Source organism: Candidatus Polarisedimenticolia bacterium (assembly GCA_035764505.1).
Taxonomy (GTDB): Bacteria; Acidobacteriota; Polarisedimenticolia; order Gp22-AA2; family AA152; genus AA152.
In genome coordinates this window covers 1-23,245 of the sequence record DASTZC010000261.1, presented here as the reverse complement: position 1 = coordinate 23,245, position 23,245 = coordinate 1, and the positions used below count along the sequence as shown (strand labels likewise).

17 protein-coding genes are annotated in these 23,245 nt (G+C 65.9%); 11 read left to right on the top strand and 6 right to left on the bottom strand.

Features of this window, described 5'->3' with window-relative positions; translation table 11 throughout:
* The first annotated feature begins 23 nt into the window (after positions 1-23).
* Genes VFW45_16975 through VFW45_16960 form a run of 4 tightly spaced genes read left to right on the top strand, consistent with a single transcriptional unit; the run spans position 24 to position 4,137 of the window.
* Entirely contained in the window at positions 24-1,247 is a 1,224-nt protein-coding gene (locus VFW45_16975; GenBank protein HEU5182482.1) for a PLP-dependent aminotransferase family protein, read from the top strand.
* On the top strand, positions 1,240-2,550 hold the full coding sequence (gene larA, locus VFW45_16970) for a nickel-dependent lactate racemase (protein HEU5182481.1): 1,311 nt from the start codon (positions 1,240-1,242) through the stop codon (positions 2,548-2,550). The genes VFW45_16975 and larA overlap by 8 nt, the downstream gene beginning before the upstream one ends.
* Positions 2,551-2,553: 3 nt before the next feature.
* Positions 2,554-3,879 carry an MFS transporter gene (locus tag VFW45_16965; GenBank protein ID HEU5182480.1) on the top strand — a complete coding sequence of 442 codons (1,326 nt, stop codon included), beginning with the start codon at positions 2,554-2,556 and terminating at the stop codon, positions 3,877-3,879.
* Positions 3,880-3,909: 30 nt separating this feature from the next.
* On the top strand, positions 3,910-4,137 hold the full coding sequence (locus VFW45_16960; GenBank protein ID HEU5182479.1) for an MbtH family protein: 228 nt from the start codon (positions 3,910-3,912) through the stop codon (positions 4,135-4,137).
* Between the two features lie 24 nt (positions 4,138-4,161).
* On the opposite strand, the gene VFW45_16955 is transcribed toward VFW45_16960, so the two are convergent.
* The gene (locus VFW45_16955) at positions 4,162-4,752 is read right to left on the bottom strand and encodes a DUF892 family protein (protein HEU5182478.1); all 591 of its coding nucleotides are present in this window, start codon (positions 4,750-4,752) and stop codon (positions 4,162-4,164) included.
* 260 nt (positions 4,753-5,012) lie between these two features.
* A complete protein-coding gene (locus VFW45_16950; GenBank protein HEU5182477.1) occupies positions 5,013-5,261 on the bottom strand; it encodes a hypothetical protein in 249 nt (82 codons plus the stop codon).
* A 324-nt stretch (positions 5,262-5,585) separates the two neighbouring features.
* Between VFW45_16950 and VFW45_16945 the strand changes: the two genes are divergently transcribed.
* The 5 genes from VFW45_16945 (at position 5,586) to VFW45_16925 (ending at position 15,741) form a co-directional block, all read left to right on the top strand.
* Positions 5,586-5,963, top strand: a complete 378-nt coding sequence (locus VFW45_16945; GenBank protein HEU5182476.1) for an STAS domain-containing protein — start codon at positions 5,586-5,588, stop codon at positions 5,961-5,963.
* Positions 5,964-5,985: 22 nt separating this feature from the next.
* On the top strand, positions 5,986-8,919 hold the full coding sequence (locus VFW45_16940; GenBank protein ID HEU5182475.1) for a CHAT domain-containing tetratricopeptide repeat protein: 2,934 nt from the start codon (positions 5,986-5,988) through the stop codon (positions 8,917-8,919).
* Positions 8,920-9,535: 616 nt separating this feature from the next.
* Positions 9,536-13,687 (top strand): chemotaxis protein CheB, encoded by a 4,152-nt coding sequence (locus VFW45_16935; GenBank protein ID HEU5182474.1) that lies wholly within the window; start codon positions 9,536-9,538, stop codon positions 13,685-13,687.
* 131 nt (positions 13,688-13,818) lie between these two features.
* On the top strand, positions 13,819-14,952 hold the full coding sequence (locus VFW45_16930) for a histidine kinase (GenBank protein ID HEU5182473.1): 1,134 nt from the start codon (positions 13,819-13,821) through the stop codon (positions 14,950-14,952).
* 9 nt (positions 14,953-14,961) lie between these two features.
* Positions 14,962-15,741, top strand: a complete 780-nt coding sequence (locus tag VFW45_16925) for a LytTR family DNA-binding domain-containing protein (protein HEU5182472.1) — start codon at positions 14,962-14,964, stop codon at positions 15,739-15,741.
* A 128-nt stretch (positions 15,742-15,869) separates the two neighbouring features.
* Here VFW45_16925 and VFW45_16920 read toward each other — a convergent pair whose 3' ends face one another.
* Positions 15,870-16,010: a hypothetical protein gene (locus tag VFW45_16920; protein HEU5182471.1), complete on the bottom strand. Its 141-nt coding sequence runs from the start codon at positions 16,008-16,010 to the stop codon at positions 15,870-15,872.
* On the opposite strand from VFW45_16920, the gene VFW45_16915 reads away from it, so the two are divergent.
* Complete coding sequence (locus tag VFW45_16915; protein HEU5182470.1) at positions 16,009-17,310, top strand: integrin alpha; 1,302 nt, start codon at positions 16,009-16,011, stop codon at positions 17,308-17,310. The two genes, VFW45_16920 and VFW45_16915, sit on opposite strands and share 2 nt — an antisense overlap.
* Before the next feature lie 210 nt (positions 17,311-17,520).
* On the opposite strand, the gene VFW45_16910 is transcribed toward VFW45_16915, so the two are convergent.
* From VFW45_16910 to VFW45_16900, 3 genes are all read right to left on the bottom strand, one after another.
* On the bottom strand, positions 17,521-18,021 hold the full coding sequence (locus tag VFW45_16910) for a hypothetical protein (GenBank protein ID HEU5182469.1): 501 nt from the start codon (positions 18,019-18,021) through the stop codon (positions 17,521-17,523).
* A gap of 90 nt (positions 18,022-18,111) precedes the next feature.
* The gene (locus VFW45_16905; protein HEU5182468.1) at positions 18,112-19,638 is read right to left on the bottom strand and encodes a YifB family Mg chelatase-like AAA ATPase; all 1,527 of its coding nucleotides are present in this window, start codon (positions 19,636-19,638) and stop codon (positions 18,112-18,114) included.
* 123 nt (positions 19,639-19,761) lie between these two features.
* Positions 19,762-21,732 (bottom strand): LysM peptidoglycan-binding domain-containing protein, encoded by a 1,971-nt coding sequence (locus VFW45_16900; GenBank protein ID HEU5182467.1) that lies wholly within the window; start codon positions 21,730-21,732, stop codon positions 19,762-19,764.
* Between the two features lie 540 nt (positions 21,733-22,272).
* On the opposite strand from VFW45_16900, the gene recA reads away from it, so the two are divergent.
* A partial coding sequence (recA, locus tag VFW45_16895; GenBank protein ID HEU5182466.1) for a recombinase RecA occupies positions 22,273-23,245 on the top strand: 973 nt, incomplete at its 3' end.

The window sequence follows — 23,245 nt, the reverse complement described above, 5'->3', positions numbered from 1 at the left end:
AGATCGTTTAAAGAAGGAGCTTCATGACGGCGCGCGCGCCAGGCCCCCCTCTCGCGAGATGGACGCTGGCGCTGCGGCGCTCGGCGCTGCAGGACCTGCTGGTGGCGACGGCGCGACCGGAGGTCCTGTCCCTGGCGCTCGGCCTGCCGGCCGCGGATCTCTTCCCGACGGCGGCGGTGGACGAGGCCATCGGCCGCGTCCTGCGCGCCGATCCGCGCGCCCTGCAGTACGGCCCCTCCTCATCGGAGCTGCGCGCTTTCGTCGCCCGGCTCATGGCCCGCCGGGGTGTCGCCTGCGAGCCGGAGCAGGTCTTTCTCACGGCCGGGGCGCAGCAGGGAATGTCGCTCCTGGCACGGCTGCTCCTCGATCCCGGCGCGACGATCGTCCTGGAGGAGAGCTGCTACACCGGCTTCCAGCAGGCGGTATCACCGCACGAGCCGCACATCGTCACGGTCCCGACCTCGCCCGCGACCGGAATCGACGTCGACGCGCTGGAGCGCGCGCTTGCCGGCGGATTGCGCCCGACGCTTCTGTACGCGATGTCGGACGGCCACAATCCCACCGGTGCTTCGCTGCCACGCGAGGCGCGGCGCCGGCTCGTGGATCTGGCGCGCGATCATCGCATGCCGATTCTTGAAGACGACGCCTATGGCATGCTGACCTACGACCGGGAGGAGCTTCCGGCGCTGCGGGCTTTCGATTCGGAATGGGTGCTCTACCTGGGATCGTTCTCCAAGACGCTGGCGCCAGGCTTGCGCACCGGCTGGGTGGTGGTGCCGGAGCGCTTCATCGGACCGCTCGCTTCGCTCAAGGAATCGAGCGACATCGACACGGCCACTTTAGGGCAGCGCGCCGTCGCCGCCTTCGTCGCCTCGGGCGGATTCGAGGAGCACCTGGAGCGCCTGCGGACCGAATACGCGCGCCGCCGCGACGCGCTGCTGGCTGCTCTGAACCGCTCATTTCCCAAGGATGCGCGCTGGTCGGTTCCGCGGGCCGGCTTCTTCACCTGGGTCGATCTCCCCCGCGGCATCGATGCCTGGGTCCTCTTCGAGGCGGCGCTGCAGCGCGAGAAGGTGGCTTTCCTTCCGGGCGGCGCCTTCGCTGCTGGCGACGCGGCCCCCGCGACCTCGTCCCTGCGGCTCAGCTTCAGCTACAGCCCGCCCGAAGTCCTGCAGGAGGGGGTGGCACGGATCGCCCGGGCCCTCGAATCGCTCCATCCGGCCGCCTCGGGGGTGCCGCATGACTGACGGCAAGCGCGAATCACCGGGGCGCCTGGCGCTCGGATACGGAAGCGGGCGGGTCGATTTCACCTACGATCCCGGGCGTTTCGAAGTCGTCGACCCGATCGGATCCGATCCCCCCGAGCTGGGCGACGACGAGCTGCTAGCGAAGCTCGAATCTCCCATCGGCTCGCCGCCGCTCGGCGAGATCGTCTCCCCCTCGCACAGCGTCTGCATCGTGGTCCCGGACGCAACGCGGGCCTCCGGATCCGATCGTGTCGCCGCGCTCCTTTTGCGGCGGCTGGCGAATTTTGGCGTACCCGACGGACAGATCGAGTTCCTGGTGGGAGCCGGGACGCATCGCCCCCCCACGCCGGAGGAGATCACCCGCATCGTCGGATACGAGCCGGCCCGCCGCGTCGCCGTCCGCATCCACGATGCCTATGACGCCGTCGAGAACGCACCGGTAGGCGTCACCTCGCGCGGCACTCCCGTGGAAGTCGACCGCCGCCTCCTGAAGGCCGACCGGGTGTTCGTGGTGGGCGCCATCGGCTTCCACTACGTCGCCGGCTTCAGCGGCGGTCGCAAGGGAGTGTTGCCAGGCTGCGGCTCCGACCGCTCCATCCAGGCCAACCACCTGCTCGCTTTCGATCGGACCAGCCTGTCGAAAGCCGAAGGGATCGAATCGGGACGGCTGGAGGGGAATCCGGTCAGCGAGGATATGGAGGAAGCTTGCGGCCTGGTCGGTCCCAGCTTCCTGGTCAACACGGTGCTCGGCGGAGCCAACCGGATCGTGGGGCTGTATGCCGGCAACTGGCGGGCCGCGCACCGGCGCGGCTGCGCCGAATATCTGCAGGAGCATTCCGTGCAGGTCGCCCGGCGTCGCAACCTCGTGGTCGTGAGCTGCGGCGGCTCGCCGCGCGACCTCAACATGATCCAGTCGCACAAGGCGCTCGAGCATGCACGCCTCGTCCTGAAGGACGGCGGCGACCTGGTGCTGCTGGCGGAGTGCGCCGACGGACTCGGCCGTCCCGACTTCCTCGATTGGTTCGTGCCGGGCGGCGCGCGCGCGACAGCGCAGAAGCTGGTGAGCCGCTACCAGGTCCATGGGCAGACCGCGTGGGGCATCCGCTGGAAGTCGGAGCGCTACAAGGTGCGCCTCGTCTCGGCCCTCGACCCGGCGACGGTGCGACGGATGGGGATGATCCCGCACGCATCACTTGCGGAAGCGCTGGCCGCGTCGAATCCGGGACCCGGCTATCTCATCCCCCACGGGTTGGGGACCCTTCCGGTCCTGATCGAGCCGCTGGCGCGGCGGGCGGCGGGATGAGCGATGTCTTCTTTCCGCGGCCCCGGAGTGCGCGCCTTCCTTCTGATATGGACCGGCCAGCTCGTCTCGATGCTCGGATCGGGGCTGACCGCCTTCTCTCTCGGAGTCTGGATTTTCCAGCGCACCGCCTCGACCACGCAGTACTCCCTGGTGACCTTCTGCGCCGCCTTGCCGCCGCTGCTGATCCTGCCGCTGGCCGGTCCCCTGATCGATCGCTGGAATCGCAAGCGCCTCCTGGCTGGCTGCGACCTGATCGGCGCCGCGACTTCTGCAGGGGTGGCGATACTGGTCCGGCTCGATGCGCTGTCGCTCGCGGGAGCTTGCGCCATCGTCGTCATCACTTCCGCCGCCACCGTGGTTCAGTGGCCCGCTTATTCGGCCACCGTCACCTTGCTTGTGCCGCGCGATCAGCTCGGGCGGGCCAGCGGCTTGACCCAGCTTGCGATGTCGGTGCCGCAGGTGCTCGCGCCGCTGCTGGCCGGCGCCTTGATCACCTGGATTGGCCTGTTCGGCGTGGCCCTTCTGGATGTCGCCACCTTTCTCTTCTCGGCCGCCACGATCCTCGCCGCGGCGATTCCATCCGCGGCGCCGCCGGGCGCCGAGCGCACCTCGTACCGGCACGACCTGCCGTTCGGCTGGAGGTACATCTTCGCTCACGCGGGGCTGCTGGCGCTGCTGCTCATGTTCGCCGTGGTGAATTTCTTCACCGAGCTGGCCACGGTGGTCTTCACCCCCCTGGTGCTGAGCTTCTCCACCCCCGCGGCGCTAGGGACCATCCTGGCGATCGGCGGGATGGGGATGATCGGTGGCAGCGCGCTGATGAGCTTGTGGGGAGGGCCGCGCCGTTCCGCGCTCGGAGTGATCCTCTTTTCCTGCCTGGGGGGATTGGCAGTCATCGCCGCCGGGGTGACGGCTTCCGTGCCGCTGCTGGCCGCGGCGGCCTTCCTTTTCCTTTTCTTCATGCCGGTCACGGCGGGATCGAGCCAGGTGATCTGGCAGCGCGTCGTCCCTGCCGATCTGCAGGGAAGGGTCTTCGCGGTGCGGACCACCATCGCCATGTCGGCGATGCCGCTGGCGTCGCTGGCCGCCGGGCCGCTGGCCGATCGTCTGGCCGAGCCGGCCATGGCGCCGGGCGGCCGTCTCGCCGGATGGCTCGGACCGCTGATCGGCACCGGACCGGGACGCGGCATTGCCCTGATCCTGATCGTGGCGGGGAGCCTCAGCATCGTGGCGGCGCTGGCGGCGCTGTTCTATCCGCCCCTGCGCCGCCTCGACGATAATGATTCAACCGTCTCGCCGGCCCCGCAGCCGGCCTACGTCAAGAGTTGAGCTGAATTCTCACGAGGGAAGGAGCAGCCGATGTTCGAAGACGATGCGGAAGATACGACGATCTACAAGGTGGTGGTGAATCACGAGGAGCAGTATTCGATCTGGCCGGCGGACCGGGAGAACCCCGCCGGATGGCGCGACGCGGGCAAGAGCGGCCTGAAGGCCGAATGCCTCGCCTATGTGAAGGAGGTCTGGACCGACATGCGCCCGCTCAGCCTGCGCAAGCAGATGGAGGAAGCCGCCGCCAAGAAGAGCTGATGCCCGGAGAGCCGCTTCCCGTGACTAGCTGGCGCGGCGATGCTGTTTTTGCCTGTGGCCGTTTCTGGCGCCTCTCCCGCCCTCGGCGACTTCCTTTTCCTCGGATTCACTGTGGCCCGCTTCCATGGCCTGCGGGTTGATGGCCGAGGCCAGCTCGCTGAGCTTCTCGGCGGTGAGCTCTTCTTCATCCAGGCTCTGCGACAGAAGACGGGCCTCCTCGCTCCAGCCCAGAATCTCGGCCCAGGCCTTCAGGCAGCCGTAGGCGCCAATCTCGTAATGCTCCACTTCCTGGGCGGCCGCAATCAGGGCGGCATCCAGCACCGACTCCTCGGCCTCATTCCTCTCCTTGCTCAGCAGCTCCTCTCCCTCTTCGAGGATCCCCTTCATCCCATGGCAGATCTTCCGGCCCGAGGAGATTGCACAGCTCGCGAAGATCCTGTCCAGTCTCTCGATCTGCTTTTCGGTCACCAGGAGGTGCTCCTCGAAAGCCGCCGCCAGCTCGGGTGACGCGGCCGCCTTGACCATTTTGGGCAGGGCCCGGGCGATGCGCTTCTCCGCATCGTGGATGTCCTTGAGCTTGTCTACGAAGAGTTGTTCCAGGCTCTGCATCGGCATTGTCGTCTCCTAGTTCGGGACAAGCGATCCCCGGCGGCGGCTTCGTGCCTCCGGACGGGGTTATGAGTGCGGATTCGATTTTCTGGGACTCCCCCTCGCGGAGCCGTCATCGACCCTGTACCGATTCATACCCGGCTTCAGCCCAGGATGGTGACGGCTCTCCGCGAGGATCTCAGCCCGTTGAAGTGGCGGCCCTTGAGGCGCGGCCGTTTTCAGCCGCTGCCTCCAAGGGTGCGATCTCGGAAGCTCATCGAAACAGGTTATCGGTTTCCGCTGCCCTGGCCGCCACGCTGGCCGCCCTGACCGCCGCCCTGCTGGCCGCCGCGACCACCCTGGCCGCCCTGACCGCCCTGGCTACCGCGATCGCCCTGACCGCCCTGACCGCCACGCTGACCGCTCGAGCCACCCTGGCCACTCTGCCCGCCGCCCTCGCCCCGACTGCCGGCCTGGCCCGTGCCACCGCGCTCCTCGTTCCAGCGATCGTCTTTTTCCGGATTCTTCGTCGTCATGATCTCTCCTTGAATGGACGTGAATCTGCGTCCCCGTCGAAGAGCAAACCGTGTGCCCTTAGATCGGCTGAACCTGTAGCGCGAGCGCATCTCCTGGGAGGTGTAGAATTAGGGCCGATAACGGTCCAAACCCCTCGTAGCAAATGTGCTGTAGGGTTACTGAAAAAGCATGAACCCTTATGCTGACAACGTGTACTTTCGCGTTCGATGTGATTGTCCGGTAGGGGTCATAGCCATGCAAAAGTTGGAGCCGGCGCTTGCCGAAAGTGAAGCGTCGAGGATAGGATTTGGACGCCTGAAGGAAACCTACCTAGGGGCATTGCCGTGGGAGCCGGCGAGAATCGTCTGACATCGATCAACATGAGGGTGACCGGCAAAATCGCCGTGATCGAAGTCATTGGAAACCTCTACCTCGAAAAGGGCGCGCCGGAGCTGCGAGAGGCCACGCACGAGGCGCTCAAGGCAGACCTGCGCCAGATCCTTATCGACCTCAGGCGTACGGTAGCGATTGACTCAGGCGGCATCGGCGAGCTGGTCGCCTCGAAATGGGCCGCCGTCGACAAAGGAGGCGACATCGCGCTGCTGGCCCCCACCTCCAAGGTCCGCGCCGCGCTCGAGCTGGTGCACCTCAGCCACATCCTCAAGGTCTACGACAGCGAGCCCAGCGCCATGAAGGCGCTGGGCGTTGAACGGACCCGCTAAGATACCCTCCCCCGGATCCAAGTTGAAGGCTCTCTTTCTCGTGCCGCTTTTCGCGCTGCCCTGGAGCTCCCTCCCGGCCGCAGCCCCCTCCGTCGATGAGCTCGAAACCCTCGCCAAGCAAAGGTCCTATGCCGAAGCGCATGCGGGCGCGATGGAAGCGCTCGCGGAGCTCGAATTCACGGGCAACGACCCGAGTCGGGACGCGGCGAGAATTCTGCAGGTTCTGCTTTATTGCACCTACGAGGGCGGGCGCACCCTGAGCGAGGAGGACGACTTTCTCCTCGATGGCGTGGCGCGGAAGGCGGAAGCCGCCTGCGGGCCGGAAAGCCTGTGCTACGCGAGGATCATCATCAAGAGAGCGAACCTGTTGTCCTACGAAGGAAGATTCATCGAGGGCACCGAGCTTGCCGGTCGCAGCCTGGCCATCCAGGAGAAGGTGCTCGGGCCTGTCCACCCGGATCTCGGGGATACCCTGTCCGAGATGATGTTCGATATGAGACGTCTGGGACGCGACGCTGATGTCCTGCTCTACGCCCGGCGGCTGGTGGCGCTCTGGGAGGCCCGACCCGGCCCCCCGTCGGCGGAGCTCGCCGGAGCCCTTCTTTCTCTGGGCCAGGCGTACCGCACGATCCGCGATTATCCCCGGGCGCTCGAAGCTGCGAAAAGGTCGTTGAGGATCCGCGAGCGCCTCTTTGGCCCCGAGCACCATTGGGTCGGCACCAGCCTGGATGGGCTGGCGGATATCTACCGGTCCTTGGGAGATTTCCAGCACGCGAAAGCGCTTTCCGAGCGGGCGGTCCGGATCTGGGAGCGCGAGCTGGGCCCCGAGGATTCGACCTTCGCGACGGGCCTCGTCGGACTGGCGCTCGCCCAATCAGGGCTGGGGGAGCACGAGGCGGCGGAGGCCACTGCCCGGCGGGCCATGCAGATCGGCGAGAAATCCACCGGGCCCGACGGATGGAGAACTCCCTTCTACCTCAACGGTCTCGCGGAAGTCCTGTCCCACTCTCCCAACCCGGCCCGGGCTCGCGAGACATGGGAACAAATCCTGAGGATTCAGGAGAGATCCTTCGGACCCAATCATCGCGCCCTGGTATCGACGCTGAGCGGGATGGCGCGAGTCGAGTACGCGGCGGGCGATTACGAGGCTGCGGCCACCCATGCGCTCCGAGCGGAGTCGATTGGCCGAAACAACTTCCTGGATCTCTCCCGCGTCCTGTCGGAACGGGAAGCTCTGGCCTATCAGGAGGTCCAGGCTCTCGGGACGCAGATCGCCCTTTCGATTCTCGATCTGGGAAAGGAGCGAAGCGCGGCAGGCATCGAAGCCGTCTGGAACCAGATGATCGGCTCCCGGTCGGTCGTCCTGGACGAGATGGCCTTTCGTCATCGCTTCCTGGCGGGCGCGGGCCCCGAGGTGGAAGCCCTGAAGGCCGATCTCGCGCGAGCCAGCGAGCGCCTCTCGGCCGCGACGGTCCGGGGCCCGGGATCTTCGACCCCCACCGAGCACCGGGCGGTCATCACGCGCCTCGTGGCGGGAAAGGAGCAAGTGGAGCGGACGCTCGCGGAAAGGAGCGCCGAGTTCCGCGATCGGATGGCGACCAGCCGCGCGGGCTTGCACGAAGTGCGGGCGGCCCTGCCTTCCGGATCGGCATTGGTCGCCTTCTTCCGATTCTCGTTGCTGCCGTTGCCCGCGGCAGGAGAGCCGAAGGCCCCGGCACCCGTGCCGAGCTACCTGGCGCTGGTCTTGCCCGCCGGCCGCCGCGACCCGATCGCCATCCCCCTGGGCCCGGCCGATCGGATCGACACCTCGATACGCCGCTGGAAGGAAGCGCTGGGACCTCCCCGCTCCTATCTGTCCGATCGCTCGGAAGAGCGCTACCGGGAGATCTCCCGATCCCTGCGCAAGCTGATCTGGGATCCTCTGTCAGGAGGCCTGCGCGGTGCGCGCCAGGTGTTCATCGTTCCCGACGGGGCGATTCACCTCGTCAGCTTCTATAGTCTCCCGGTCGAGAACGGCGGTTACCTGGTGGAGGGCGGTCCGCTTATCCATTACCTGTCGACCGAAAGGGACCTGCTCCGGCAAGCGCCTCCCTCGGGCGCCCACAGAAAGTTCCTGGCGCTGGGAGGACCGGATTTCGATGCGCCCGCCGACGAGCTCCGCCTCGAAACCGCGCAGCTGGAGACGGGCAGCGGGGTGCCCGGTGCCCCGAAGGGCCGTACCGTCTTCCGTAGCGCTCCTCCCGAATGCCAGGACTTCGGATCGATGCGGTTCGGGATCCTTCCGGACGCGGCGCGCGAGATCTCCGAGATTGGATCCCTCTGGCCTGCCTCGGGCGCTCAGCCGTCTGCCGCGAAACCCAGCCTGTCCCTCAGCGGACGGCAGGCGACCGAAACCGCGTTCAAGGTGATGGCCCCCGATTTCCAGGTGGTCCACGTGGCGACGCACGGCTTCTTCCTGCAGGATCGGTGTCAGCCGCCCAAAGTCCCCAACGACTCCGCGAAGGCCAGGTCTTCGCAGGAAGACAGCCCGATGCTGCTCTCCGGTCTCGCATTCGCCGGCGCCAACCGACGGCGCACGACCGACCCCGCCGACGACGACGGAATCCTGACCGCCGAAGAGATCGCCGTTCTGGATCTGTCGCACGTGGAATGGGCCGTTCTGTCGGGATGCGAGACGGGACTGGGCAAGGTCCAGGACGGGGAAGGGGTCATGGGGCTGCGACGCGCCTTCGAATTGGCGGGTGCGCAGACCTTGATCATGAGCCTGTGGAAAGTCGAGGATTCATCGACGCGCGAGTGGATGCACCGCCTCTACGAGCAGCGCCTCGAAGGGCGCTCCACCCCCGAGGCGATCCGCGCAGCGAGCCTCGGGCTTCTTCAGGCACGCCGGGCGCAAGGACGCAGCACCCATCCTTTCTACTGGGCCGCCTTCGTCGCCGCCGGGAACTGGCGGTAGGGTGTCCAATCTCCGCCAATTCGGCGAGCATCCCGTCACTTCTTTCCTATAAGGCTCGAGGGCAGGATGCAATGCCGGCATCTCTGGGCGGAGCCGTAGGTGGCTGCGCCGCACGGATTCTTCTTCCCGCGGGAGAGGTACCAGTAGCCGAGCCAAGTGCCATATTCCGTGCGCGTCAGGGACTCAATGCATCGCGTGAATTAATGATCTACGTGAATTACGGTATCGCTTCAGCGAGGTCGAGCGAGGCCATGCTCGGCCCGCCGACCAAGTCGGCCCCGCGGAGAAAAGGTTGTACGCGTGCGCTAAAGGCGCGCGCGAGTGGTATAGACTAGCGACGTACGTCAGACAATTGGGTTATCGTTCGCTTCCGGTCATGGCCGCTCGCACGGCGCCAGAGCGATCGTGGCCGCCGTGCAAAGTGCCGCCTGACTACTTCGTGTGGCGGTCCATGGTTCAGCATCGAGACAAAAAAACATCGGAGCCAGGAAGAGCGCGGGCCGACCGGGAAGCATCCCCCATGCGCAACAAAAATAATAAGAAGCTCCGCTCGCTCAACCCGCGAGGGAAAGAGCCCGCGGCCAACGCTGGCGTCGAGGAGGACGCGGCGCCGGAGGTGAAACCCAGATTCCCTGTCGTCGGCGTCGGGGCCTCGGCAGGCGGGCTGGAGGCCTTCACCCAGCTGCTGCGCGCCCTCCCCGACGATACCGGCATGGCCTTCGTCCTCGTGCAGCACCTGGCTCCCTCGCATGAGAGCGCCCTGGCCGGGATTCTTTCGCGCGCCGCATCCATGCCAGTATGCGAGGTCGCCGACGAGCCGGAGATCGAGCCCAACCATGTTTACGTGATTCCCCCGAACCGGAACATGACCATCGCCGGGGGACACCTCAAGCTGTTCGCCCGCGACGCGCAGCCGCGTCACCCGATCGATCGGTTTCTCCGGTCGCTCGCGGAGGATCAGGGGCACATGGCCATCGGCGTGATCCTCTCCGGCACGGCCACCGACGGCACCGTCGGGATCGAGGAGATCAAGGCCGGCGGCGGCATCACCTTCGCCCAGGACGACACGGCTCAATATCACGGTATGCCGCAGAGCGCCGTCGCTTCCGGGTCCGTGGACTTCGTTCTCCCTCCGGAGGGAATCGCGGCCGAGCTAACGCGGATTGCCACCCATCCCTTCGTGGCGCCGGACGTCCCGGTCATCGGAGAGGCGCCCGGATCCGCGCTCGGCAAGGCGGACCTGGCGCCTATCCTGCAGGTCCTGAGCTCCGGCTGCGACGTCGATTTCTCGCTGTACAAGGCGAGCACCCTCGTCCGCCGCATTACGCGGCGCATGATTCTCCTCAAGAAAGACGGGCTGGCGGACTATGCGAAGTTCCTCCGGGACAACCCCGCGGAGATCGATTCTCTCTGCCAGGACATCCTGATCAACGTGACGGGCTTCTTCAGGGACCCCGGGATGTTCGAGGCCTTGAAAGCGAAGGTCATCCCGGCGCTCCTCGAGAACCGCCCCCGCCAGGACCCGCTGCGGGTCTGGGTCCTGGGCTGCTCCACGGGCGAGGAAGCCTACTCGCTCGCCATGATCCTGTCGGAGAGCATGGAGTCCTCGAAAAGCCATGCCCCGGCGCAGATCTTCGCCACCGATGTGAACCTCGCCGGGATCGGCCGGGCGCGCGCCGGCGTCTACCCCAAGGAGCGCCTGGAGAACGTGTCGCAGGAGCGCTTGCGGCGCTTCTTCGTGGAAGTCGATGGAAGCTTCCGCATCAACAAGTCGATCCGCGAGATGTGCGTCTTCTCCCGCCACAACGCGGCGACCGATCCGCCGTTCTCGCGGATGGACCTGGTCAGCTGCAGGAACCTGCTCATCTACCTGGAGCCGGCGCTGCAGCAGCGGATCGTCCCGATCCTGCACTACGCGCTCAAGCCGACGGGATATCTCATCCTCGGGGCATCGGAGACGGTCGGCCAGTACCGCGGCCTGTTCGGAGCCGAGGACGCGAAGCACAAGATCTTCGTCAAGAAGCCGGGGTCCGGACGATCGCCGGCCACCCTGCCCACGAGGAGCGCCGGAACCGGGTACGCCAGGCGGCCCGAAGGAATCGGGCCATCGTCCCGGATCGCTTCCGCATTCGGCACACCCGATCTGCACAAGGAGGCCGACCGCCTGCTCCTGGGGTTCGCCCCCGCCGCCGTGCTCGTCGACGCGAACTTCGAGATCCTCCAGTTCCGGGGGAATATCGAGCCCTACCTCGCGCCCTCTGAGGGGAAGGCGAGCTTCGCGCTCCTGAAGATGGCCCGTCCGGGCCTGCTCGTTCCTCTCCGGGCATTGCTGCGCCGGGCGAGGAAGGCGAACGAGGCGGTCCGCGAGGATCGCGTCCAGGTCCGCTTCAACGACGAATCGCGCGAGGTCGACTTGAAGGTATGTCCGCTCAAGGGAACCTCGCCGGAGGACGGCGGCTTCCTCGTCGTGTTCGAGAACGCCCCGACCGGGAAAGCACGCGGCGCGGCCGGGAAGCACAAGACGGTCAGCAAGGCGAAGCAGGAGCCCCGTGCGGCGAGCTCCTCCCGTCTCGAGCACGAGCTGGCGAGCACGCGTGACTACCTGGAGGCCCTGTGCGAGCAGCACGACGCCGCGATGGAGGAGCTGCAATCGACCAACGAGGAGGCGCAATCCGCCAATGAGGAGCTGCAGAGCATCAACGAGGAGCTCGAGACCACGAAGGAGGAGATCCAATCCAGCAACGAGGAGCTGACGACCATCAACGAAGAGCTGCACAGCCGCAACCTGGAGCTGGGCCAGGTCAACAGCGATCTCACGAACCTGATCAACAGCGTCCAGGTTCCCATCATCATCGTCGGGCGCGACCTGCGCATCCGGCGGTTCAGCCCCATGGCGGCGAGCCTCCTGAGCATCATCCCCGCGGATGTCGGACGGTCCATCAGCGACATCAGGATGGGGATTGATCTTCCCGACCTGGAATCGCTTCTCACCGAGGTCATCGACACGGTCACGCCCAAGGAGCGCGAAATCCAGGCCAGGGACAGCCGCTGGTACTGCCTCCGCCTTCGTCCCTACCTGTCCCTGGAGAGCAAGGTCGACGGCGCGGTGCTGACCATGACGGACGTGGACCTGCTCCGCCGTGCCCGCGAGTACGCGGAGACCATCGTCGACACGGTGGCGGAGCCAGTCCTCGTCCTGGATGACGAGCTGCGCGTTCGAAGCGCCAATCGCTCGTTCTACGAGTTTTTCCGCGGCCTCCGCGAGGAGACCATCGGCCGTCCCGTCTACGAGGTGGCCGGCGGAGGGTGGGAAACGCCGGCCTTGCGCCAGCTCCTGACGGGTGTCCTTTCGGCCGAAGCGGGCATCGACGACGTCGTCATCGAGCACGAGTTCCCGCACATCGGCTGGAAGGTCATGAAGCTCAGCTCCCGAAAGCTCGTCGTTCCGGGCGAAACGAAGGAATCGATCCTCCTCGCCTTCGAGGATATCAGCGAGCGCCGACGAGCCGACAAGGAGCACGAGCTCCTCGAAGGGGAGCTGCGCGGGCGCGCCGAGGAGCTCGACGTGGCCAACCGCGACAAGAGCCGCTTCATTGCCGTGCTGTCCCACGAGCTCCGCACGCCGCTGAACGCCATCTCCGGCTGGGCCCAGGTACTCAAGCAAGCGGGTCTCAGCGACGACGACCGCAAGAGAGGCGTGGAGGTCATCGCCCGCAACAGCAAGATGCAGGCCCAGCTCATCTCCGACCTGCTCGACGTCGAGCGGATCGCGGGCGGCAAACTGTCGCTGGTCCTTCGCGGGGTCGACCTGCGTGGCGAGGTCAAGGCGGCGATCGACACGGCGCAGCCGGCCGCTCTCGAGAAGCAGATTCGCATCGATTTGCAGGCCGCCCCGGATCCACTCTTCATTCTCGCCGATTCCTCCCGGCTCCAGCAGGTGCTCGGCAATCTCCTCTCCAACGCCATCAAATTCACCGGCCCGGGCGGTGAAATCAGGGTCGATCTGCACCAGGTGGACTCACGGGCCGAGACGATCGTGAGCGACTCCGGCCAAGGCATCACCGCAGAGGCACTGCCGCACATCTTCGAGCGCTTCCGGCAAAGCGAGCCCACGTCGGGTGGCTCCCAGGGCGGCCTGGGGCTCGGCCTGGCCGTAACCAAACAGCTCGTCGAGCTGCACGGAGGAAGCGTGTCGGCGCGCAGTCCTGGAAAGGGGAAAGGCGCGACTTTCACCGTTTCGCTCCCGCTCGCCTCCGAACCCCGGGCAGCCGTTGCGCCGGTGAAAGGCCCCGAGCTGTCGCCTGCGTCGCTCGCGGGCTCCATGGTGCTCATCGTCGACGACGAGCTCGAAGCCCGTGAGCCGGTCCGGCGTCTCCTGGAGGAGCATGGAGCGGAAGTGCTCGCCGTCAGGTCCGCTGACGAGGCTCTCGAGGCGATTCAACAGCAGCGGCCTGACGTGCTGGTAAGCGACATCGCCATGCCGGGACGGGATGGTTACTGGCTGATACGCGCCATCCGCTCCCTCCCTCCCGGAAATGGCGGCCGGATTCCGGCGATCGCCCTCACCGCGTTCGGGACGCCTGAGGCCTGCGAGCGCGCGCTGCAAGCGGGTTACACGACTCACCTGACGAAGCCCGTCGGTGCGGCAGAGCTGGTCGCCGCCTTGGCGGCCCTGCACCACACCACCCCCCCCCCCCCGGGGATCCCTAGGGATTCGGTAAAGCGTCGACCAGCCAATAGAGGTCCGGACCGACTCCCCCGCCGCTAAGGCCCGCACGTCCAGCATCCACAGCACGGCCCCCTACAAATTCCGCCTGCGTACAGATTTCAGGGGCGAGCGTACGGGGAAACGGGACCAGGCGCACGAGCGGGGCCGGCGCAGCGAGTACAATCGAGCTCATGGACTCATCCGATGCGACCGTCCGGGCGGAAGGGCGGCGCGCTCCCCTTGCCGGATGGCGGTGTGTGTTCCTGGTCCTGGGAATCTGGATCTTCCTGGGAGCCTTCCTCGGGTTTCAGAACTATCTGAACCAGCCGAGCCACTCCATCACCCTCGCCGCGGCCCTCGGGCACCCCATCCGGCGCTACCTCATCTACGCCCTTTTGACCTTCCCCTGCCTCTGGCTCTGCCGTCGCTATCCCTTCCCCTCCCGTCGCTGGCCGGCTTCCCTGCTGGCGCATCTCGGGGGGCTGGGAGCCTTCATGGTTCTCTACGCGGCTTTGCGATTCGTGATCGGACCTCCCATCGTCGACGCCGAGACTGGCGCGAGCCTTCCCGCCACGGTGGAATCGACCTGGGCCTTGATCCGCTCGAACCTGTTCGAGCAGTTCTGGATGTACACCAGCATCGTGACGGCCGTCCTCGCAATCCAGCACTACCAGCTGCTCCGCCGGCGGGAGCTACGAGAAGCGGATCTCCGCCGGCAGATGGCCGAGTACGAGCTCCAGGTCCTCAAGCTCCAGCTCCATCCTCATTTTCTGTTCAACACTCTCAACGGCATCTCGACCTTGATGATCCGCGACACCGCGACGGCCCGCGAGATGCTTCTCCGCCTGAGCGACCTCCTGCGCGTCGCCCTGGCCCGCTGGCAGGACAACGAGGTCCCGTTGCGCGACGAGCTGGATTTCGTGAAGGCCTACCTGGACCTGGAGCAGATGCGATTCGGCGAGCGGCTGCGGGTCAGCCTGCATATCGACCCCGAAACCCTGGACGTGCGAGTGCCCAACATGTTGATTCAGCCCTTGGTGGAGAACGCCATCCAGTATGGAATCGCCCAGATCCGCTCGGGCGGCGTTCTCGAGCTCGGCACCGAAATCCTCGATGGAAAGATGCGCGTCCGCATCATCAACGATGGCCCCGTGCAGGCGATCGGCACGCTTCCCGTCAAGGGCTCCGGGGTCGGCCTCGGGAATACGAGGCTGCGGCTGGAGCAGATCTATGGGGACGCCTTCGGGCTCGACATTTCGGGACGCAAAGAAGGCGGAGCCGAGCTTCGCCTCGAGATACCGCTGAGGCGGTCCGAGCTCGGATGAGGTGAGCCGATGAACGATTCGATTCGATGTCTGGTGGTGGATGACGAGGTGCTGGCCCGCGAGGCAATCCGGGCCTACGTTCACGCCGATCCGGGACTCGAGATCGTGGGCGAGGCGGCGGACGGACCATCCGCGGTCCAGGAAATCGAGCGTCTTCGGCCCGACCTGGTGTTCCTGGACATCCAGATGCCCGAAATGGACGGCTTCCAGGTGCTGCAGCGCCTGGCGGAGCGGAGCTGTCCGCTTCCTCTCACCATCTTCGTCACCGCCTACGACAGCCACGCGCTGCGGGCATTCGAGGCGCACGCCCTCGACTACCTTCTCAAGCCCCTACGGGAAGAGCGCTTCCGCGATGCGGTCCTCTCCGCCCGGTCGCGCATCGCCGCAGAGAGGGGATCCCAGGTGGCGAGCCAGCTGGCGGACTTCCTCGCGGGCAGCAACTTTCTAATCCGGCGCACTTCGCGCCTGCCGATCAAGGAAAAGGGAAGGATCTTCTTCCTGCAGCTGGACCAGGTCGAATGGATCGAATCGGAGGGGAATTACGTCAGGCTCCACCTCGGCGGAGAATCCCACCTGCATCGCCAGACCCTGCAGGCGCTCGAGGCGGAGCTGGATCCAAGCCAGTTCATGCGAATCCACCGGTCGGTCATCATCAACATCCTGCGCATCAAGGACCTGCGTCCCTGGTTCACCGGCGAGTACATCGTCCGGATGCTCAGCGGCAAGGAGCTGACCGTGACCCGCACCTACCGCGACAACCTTCGCCGCCTTCTCGGCAAGGGACCCTGAGCCGCGCCTCCCCGGCTTTTTTCAGTCTGACGGCATCCGCCCGCAGGACTGGCTTTGGTCACTCGGAAGCTGGTCCTGATCCCCGGAAAATGTAGTTCTCCGTCAAACCCGTTGATGCACGCGGGCATTCAGAGGATCTTCACGGCCGGGGGCATCCACAACTGGCGGTAAGTGATCGGAGCAATCGTGATCACCTCTCTCTCGGCCAGCAGTGCCCCCGCTGATTCATCACCCCAATGCCCATCCCCCATGCCAAGGAGGTTCCTCATGTCTCACAGGCTTCGCACCGATCGGCTCTTCGGCCTTGTCGCCCTTGCCGTGGGAGGCGCCATCGGATCGGCGTCCCCGGCTCATGCCCAGTTCCTGGAGCCCAATGTCCAGGTGCTCTACACGCTTCAGCCCGAGGCTCCCGGGTTCTATGGCTTCATGGCCTCGGCCATCGGCGATCTGAATGGCGACGGCGCCTCGGAGTTCATCATCGGAGCGCCACGCAGCAACGCCGGCGGCACTCTTTCCGGCCGGGCCTACGTCTACTCCGGCAAGGACGGAGCGCTCCTGAACGTGGTGACGGGAATCACCAACAACCGCCTGGGATTCAGCGTGGCGGGAGTCGGGGATGTGAATCACGATGGGATTCCCGACTACGCAGCGGGAGGACCGGGACGATTCGGCTTCACTCCCGGTGAGAACGGCCGGGTCGTCGTCGTCTCCGGGAAGGACCATTCGCTGCTCTACGACCTGGCGGGGGCTGCGGGAAGCTTCTTCGGCTATGACATCAATGCCGCGGGGGACGTGAACGGCGACACCTACGCCGATCTCATCGTGGGGTTGCCTCTCGCTTCCCCGACCGCCACCTTCTCGGGGCAGGTTGTTGCGATCTCGGGGCGCGACGGCTCGACGATCTGGTCGCAGGACGGGCATTTCGAGGAAGGCTCGCTGGGCACCGGGGTTTCGGGAGTCGGCGACCTGGACGGCGATGGCCTTCCGGAGCAGTGCGTGGGCGCCGCCGGCGACCCGAACCATCCGAGCGGTACCGGACAAGCCTATGTCCTGAGCGGACGGAACGGCGCCTACCTGCGGACTCTAGCGCCCAAGAACACGGCCGCCACCTTCGGGCATTTCTACGTGCACGCGTCGGAGGACTTCAACGGCGACCGCGTTCCGGACATCTACGTCGCCGACTTCCTCGACACCCGCCTCGGGCCGGACACCGGCCGCGGCTACATCTTCTCGGGAAACAGCGAAGATCAAGGGGCCCTCAAGATCTTCAACGGAGAGATCGCCGGCGACAGCTTCGGGGCCGGCCGGCCCGTGCACGACCTGGACGGCGACAAGGTCCCCGAGCTCATCATCAGCGCGAACCTGAGCGATGCGGGTGCTGAGGATGGTGGAAAGACCTACCTCATCTCCGGGAAGGCCGGTAGGACGCTGCGCACCTTCACCGGCACCGAAGCGGCGCGCGAAGTCGGCTTCGACGCTCTTCCACTGGGAGACGTCAACGGCGACGGCCGCGTCGACTTCCTGCTGACGGGAATCAACGTTGCGTACGTGGTGGCCGGGGACCGTTGAGCGTGCGGTTTTCAGGCCAGCGATAGCCTTGCCATCGTGAGGAGAAAGCCTGGGTGGTCGCCTCGAGCCTTTCCGCGAGATCCCGCCGTGGACAAGAGCGGAAAAGGAAATCGAGGCGGCCGCCCTTTTTCCCAAGAAGACGCTGTTCAAGGAAGCAGGAACCCTTCCGGCGTGGTTAGTGATTGAGCCTGACAGAAGCGCAGGACCCGCCTAAGGGAGCTGCTTCCCAGGCTCCACGGGGCAGGAGGTGAACTCCACGATCATTGTGTAGAAAACCTCGACCGGCATGTCGTTCATCTCGGCCGGACGATATTTCCATTGCTTCACCGCCTTGAGGGCGGCGATCTCAAAGTCACGGGCCGCTTTGGGCGGGACTCCCTGCTTGTCCTTCGAATCCACCGGCTCCTTGGAACACCCTTCTTCCACTCTTAGATCGGTCTTGAGGGGGGCGAGCTCTCGCACGCTCCCACTCTTCTCGACGACCCCTTGGAGAATCACCACCGCTCCAAGATGGTGTTTGAGCCATTGCTCGGGATAAACCGGATTGATGCGCGACCCCGGGATGAGCTGCGGCTCGGCCACACCTTTCATCAGAGGGTGGATTACTTTATCGTTGGGAATCTTCTCGGGCGCTGCCCGCGTGGTGCCGATCGCCTGGATAACCGAGAAGCCCACTATCAAGGCCACATATCTCGGCGTGTTGGCGGTCATTCATCCATCTCCCAGGTCCAGGTCGATTTGCTTCATCTGGCGGAATTATAGCGCCAGGATTGCGGCGCCATGGTGTGAATCCTCGATGGCCTAGCGTTCCGAGCGATCCAGCAAGCGGTACTGGATCGCTTCGGCGAGGTGGACGGGGGCGATTTCCGGCGCGCCCGCGAGATCGGCCAGCGTTCTCGCCACCTTGAGAATCCGGTTGTGGGCGCGGGCCGAGAGGCCGAGGCGGTCTACGGCGCCGCGCAGGAGCTTGCGTCCCACAGCATCGAGGGCGCAATGCTCGCGCAGCTGAGACGCGGTCATCGCCGCGTTCGTGCGCGTCGCGCGGCCGGCAAAGCGCCGGCCCTGAGTCTCGCGAGCCGCCGCTACCCTGTCGCGCACCACCTCCGAGGATTCGCCAGGCGCCGTGGCGTGCAAGTCACCGGCCGGAACGCGCGGCACCTCCAGGTGGATGTCGAAGCGGTCCAGCAGCGGCCCGGAGATGCGGCCACGATACTCCCGCACCTGCAGAGGCGTGCAGCGGCAATCGGCCCCCGCCACTCCCAGGTTGCCGCACTTGCACGGGTTCATCGCCGCCACCAGCATGAAGCGCGCCGGGAACTCCAGAATCTGCAGCGCCCGGTTGATGACGACCTTCCCCTCCTCCATCGGCTGGCGCAGGACTTCCAGCGCGCCGCGCCGGAACTCCGGCAGCTCATCGAGGAACAAAACGCCGTGGTGCGCCAGCGAGACTTCCCCCGGCCGCGGGACCGAGCCTCCTCCCGCCAGGCCGACGCCGCTGATGGAATGATGGGGCGCCCGGAAGGGCCGGCGGCGAAGCAGCGTGCCGTTCTGGACCAATCCGGCGGCGCTGTGGACCCGTGTCGCCTCCACTGCTTCCTCGCGCCCCAGAGGCGGCAGGATGCCCGGGAGCCGCCGGGCCAGCATCGTCTTGCCCGACCCGGGCGGCCCCACTAATAAGAGGTTGTGACCGCCCGAGGCCGCCACCTCGAGCGCCCGTCGGGCGGCCCTTTGGCCCGCCACTTCGGCCAAGTCCTCCCCGGTCCAGTCCTCCTCCCCCGCCGCGGAGTAATCGAGCTCCGGCAGCGCCCCGATCTCCGACTCGCCCATCAGAAAAGCCACCACCTCGGCGAGGCTGCGGACCGGGAAGACTGAGACTCCAGGAACGACCGAAGCCTGCGATGCCACCGAGGCGGGCAGCAGCATGCCGCGGCAGCCAAGCCCGCGCGCCGCCAGCGCCATCGAGATGGCCCCCGAGACGGGTCGCAGGCCGCCATCCAGCGACAGCTCCCCCGCCAGGAACAATCCATCGGCCTTTCCAGCCGCAATGGTGCCGGCTCCCAGAAGAATGCCGACGGCCACGGGGAGGTCCAGCGCCGTGCCTTCCTTGCGCAAGGCGGCGGGGGCGAGATTGACGGTGATTCGGCGAGGGGGGAAGGAAAGGCCGCTGTTCTGGATGGCGGCACGCACGCGATCGCGGCTCTCGCGCACGGCGGCATCGGGAAGCCCCACCATGTTCACGCAGGGAATGCCGCCGCACAGGTCGACCTCGACCCAGACGGGGACGGCCTCGATCCCGACGATCGCGCCGCTTTGAACCCGGGCCAGCACGGTTCGCCTTTCACCCGGGCAAAATAAAAGGAGAGCCCGGGGTATTACCCCTCGGCTCTCCCTGTCCGCTCCCTCCCGGAAGCGAATTTCATGCTAGCGGCCCGTCGCGCCGCTGTCAAAAATCTAGTTGACGTGCAGGCGCAGCGTCGTCCCGACGTAGATCTCGTCCGCGGAGTGAAGGTTGTTCCAGCGCATAACCTCGGAGACCTCCACGTTGTGCCGGGTCGCGATGCGCTCCAGGGTGTCGCCCGGGCGCACGCGATAGCGGATGACGTTGGTCGACGACGGGCCTGAAGGCCGCGTCAGCGAGCCTTCCACGTCGGGGCCGCCCGACACCTTCAGCCGGTCGCCCGGCTTGATGACGCTCTTGCGCCCAAGGTTGTTGGCGGAGCGCAGCTGGTCCACCGTCATGCCGAAGCGCTGCGCGATGCTGTACAGCGTGTCGCCGCGCCGCACCTTGTACTCGCCGCCTGCCGCCACCGTCGCCGGCGCGTCGTTGGTGTCCACCGGCGCCGTCGCCACCGTCCGGTAATAGGCGGTGATGCGCTGGCCGGCGCGGATCGAGGAGCCGGAGATGCCGTTCCAGGACCTCAGACTGTCGATCGTCGTATGGTAGCGGGCCGCGATCTTCTGCAGCGTCTCGCCCTTGCGGACGCGGTGCACGACCTTCTCGCCGCGATCGTAGGTCGGCGCCTCTTCATCGTACTGCGCCCGCTCCACCGGCTGCTGCGTCATGCCGCCCGACAGCGGGATCATCAGCGACTGGCCCGCGTGCAGGCGCGAGCTCTTGAGCGAATTCGCGGTCAGCACGGCGGAGGTCGACACGCCGTACTTGCGGGCGATGACGCCGATCGTCTCGCCGCGGCGCACCACGTGGGTGGCCCACTTCAGCCGCTCGGTGGCGGGGATGGCCGCGTACTTCTCCGAGAAGCTCTGCCCGGATCCGAAGGGCACGCGCAGCGAGTACCCCTCGGCATACGGGGGCGTGGCCATCGTCCGCAGCTCCGGGTTGAGATCGCGAAGCTCGTCCACCGAGATGCCGGCGCACTCGGCCGCCACCTTGAGGTCGGTGGCGGTGTCCAGCTTCACCCAGTCATACGTCAGCTCGGCCACCGGCTCCACGTGAAAGCCGTACTCTTGCGGCGCCTTGTCGATGACCATCGAGGCAAGGATGGCCGGAACGTAGTTCTTGGTCTCGGTGCGTAGGGCCCGCTTGTTCGAAGCCAGGCTCCAGAAATCCTTGGTGCCGGTACGCGTCAGTCCGCGCCCCACCTTCCCCTCGCCGGCGTTGTAGGCGGCCATCGCCAGGTGCCAATCGCCGAACATCGCGTAGAGGTCCTTCAGATAGGCGGCCGCCGCGCGCGTCGACTTCTCCGGATCGGAGCGCTCGTCCACCCACTGGTCCCGCTTCAATCCGTATTTGCGCCCGGTGGGAGCGATGAACTGCCAGAGTCCCCTGGCTTTGGCCCGCGAATAAGCGCTGGTCTTGAAAGCGCTTTCCTGGTGCGCCATGTAGGCCAGATCCAGCGGCACCCCTTCTTCCGCGAAGATCTTCCTGATCATCGACAGGTAGCGGCCCGAGCGGACCAGGCCCGCCTCGAAGGGGCCGCGCATCCGCGTCTGGAAAGCCTCGATGAAGGTGAGCACCTTGTCGTTGAGGACCATCGGAATGTCGTACTGGACTTCCGGGGAGGCTGCCTGGACCTTCTCGCGCTCCTTCTCGGCTTCTTCGGGAGAGAGATAGTCGGTGATGTCTTTCAGCTCGTCCTTGGGAGGCTCTTCACCCTGCGCGACGCCGTCCTGGTAGAGGTCCCCTTCCAAACCGTCGATGTTGACCAGCATCTCCTCGTAGGCCGCCTTCAGCGCTACGTTGGCGTCGATGTCGACCGGCCCGTTCAGCGCCGTCTCAACCGCCTGGTCGAAATAGTCGCGCGCCTCGTCGAAGCGTCCCGCCTTGTGCGCCTCGAGTCCCGAGTTGTAGAGGTCCTGCATCGCCTCGATGACCGCCCCGACCTTGTCCGAGGGGGCCGGCGCCTGGTCCTTCGCAGGCTCCTGTCCGGAATCTGACGTTTCCGCGGCCGCTGGCGGTGTCAATAGGGGCGTCGCCGACGCCGGAATGACGGAGACGGGCCGCGCGCCGGAGGAATTGTGGCCGGAGGCGCAGGCGGCAGTGGCCAGCGAAAGCAACAGTACTAGCGGTAGAAGTCTTTGAGATGGCATGGTTTGGAGTGCCCTCTACGGGTTGGTCACGAACAATACTTACGTAATATAGAAGGTGGTTTTACCCAAAGTCAAGAATATTGACCATTTATTGCCTTTTTCTTATGAAATTCCGCGACCACGGCCTGGACGTTACACCCATGTTCGGCCGTGTTCACATTTGAACAGCTCTATTCGGTTTTTACCTGCATCCAGATCCTCGATGAATTGGATTGATGCCGGGACGCAACTCTTGGATCGAGAGGGGTTCTCGGGGCGAGCAGGGGGCGGACAGCGAATCGTTGTCTGACTGGCGTGCGGCTTGCCACGTCGCCGGGTCTTGCGGTTCTTGACAGGGATGGACGCCAACTTCTAAGATGCGGCCTCTTGGCCTTCATCCAAAGTTTTCCCCCTTTTTCCAGGAAGGACGACGCGATGTCCCAGGATCTGAAAGAGCGAGGACGCGCCATCGACATGGCGCTGTCCCAGATTGAAAAGCAGTTCGGCAAGGGCTCCATCATGCGCCTGGGATCCAAGGAGGTCCTGTCCAACATCGCGACAATCTCCACCACGTCCCTTTCGGTGGACGCCGCGCTGGGGATCGGGGGCTTGCCGCGCGGCAGGATCGTGGAGATCTACGGCCCCGAATCGTCGGGAAAAACGACGCTGGCCCTGCACGTCGTGGCTCAGGCGCAGCGCGCTGGCGGCATGGCGGCTTTTGTCGACGCCGAGCACGCCATCGACCCAGAATACGCCAAGAAATTGGGGGTGGACACCGATAATCTCCTTATTTCACAGCCCGATTCGGGGGAGCAGGCGCTGGAGATCGCGGAAGTCCTCGTGCGCTCAGGGGCTTTGGACGTCCTGGTAATCGACTCCGTGGCCGCCCTGGTGCCGCGCGCCGAGCTGGAAGGCGAGATGGGCGATGCGCACGTGGGGCTGCAGGCGCGCCTGATGTCGCAGGCGCTGCGCAAGCTTACCGGCATTGTCTCCAAGAGCCGGACGACCCTCATCTTCATCAACCAGATCCGCGAGAAGATCGGCGTGATGTTCGGGAATCCCGAGACCACCACCGGCGGGCGCGCCCTGAAGTTCTACGCCTCGGTGCGCATCGACATCCGCCGCATCGGCTCGATCAAGGAGGCCGACACCGACATCGGCAGCCGCACGCGCATGAAGGTGGTGAAGAACAAGATGGCGCCCCCCTTCAAGCTGGCGGAGTTCGACATCCTCTACGGTCAGGGAATCTCGCGCGAAGGCGACCTCCTGGATCTGGGCATCGCCCAGGGAGTCCTCGACAAATCGGGCTCCTGGATCTCGTACGCCGAGACCCGCCTGGGCCAGGGGCGCGAGGCAGCCCGCCAGCTGCTCAAGGACAATCCCGACCTGTGCGCCGAGATCGAAAAGA

Excerpts from the sequence above, each read along its gene's own strand:
- larA (HEU5182481.1), top strand. The coding sequence starts at position 1,240 with ATGACTGACGGCAAGCGCGAATCACCGGGGCGCCTGGCGCTCGGATAC.
- VFW45_16965 (HEU5182480.1), top strand. The coding sequence starts at position 2,554 with ATGTCTTCTTTCCGCGGCCCCGGAGTGCGCGCCTTCCTTCTGATATGG.
- VFW45_16910 (HEU5182469.1), bottom strand. The coding sequence starts at position 18,021 with ATGACCGCCAACACGCCGAGATATGTGGCCTTGATAGTGGGCTTCTCG.
- VFW45_16930 (HEU5182473.1), top strand. The coding sequence starts at position 13,819 with ATGGACTCATCCGATGCGACCGTCCGGGCGGAAGGGCGGCGCGCTCCC.
- VFW45_16955 (HEU5182478.1), bottom strand. The coding sequence starts at position 4,752 with ATGCCGATGCAGAGCCTGGAACAACTCTTCGTAGACAAGCTCAAGGAC.
- VFW45_16925 (HEU5182472.1), top strand. The coding sequence starts at position 14,962 with ATGAACGATTCGATTCGATGTCTGGTGGTGGATGACGAGGTGCTGGCC.
- VFW45_16960 (HEU5182479.1), top strand. The coding sequence starts at position 3,910 with ATGTTCGAAGACGATGCGGAAGATACGACGATCTACAAGGTGGTGGTG.
- VFW45_16915 (HEU5182470.1), top strand. The coding sequence starts at position 16,009 with ATGTCTCACAGGCTTCGCACCGATCGGCTCTTCGGCCTTGTCGCCCTT.
- VFW45_16975 (HEU5182482.1), top strand. The coding sequence starts at position 24 with ATGACGGCGCGCGCGCCAGGCCCCCCTCTCGCGAGATGGACGCTGGCG.
- VFW45_16950 (HEU5182477.1), bottom strand. The coding sequence starts at position 5,261 with ATGACGACGAAGAATCCGGAAAAAGACGATCGCTGGAACGAGGAGCGC.
- VFW45_16920 (HEU5182471.1), bottom strand. The coding sequence starts at position 16,010 with ATGAGGAACCTCCTTGGCATGGGGGATGGGCATTGGGGTGATGAATCA.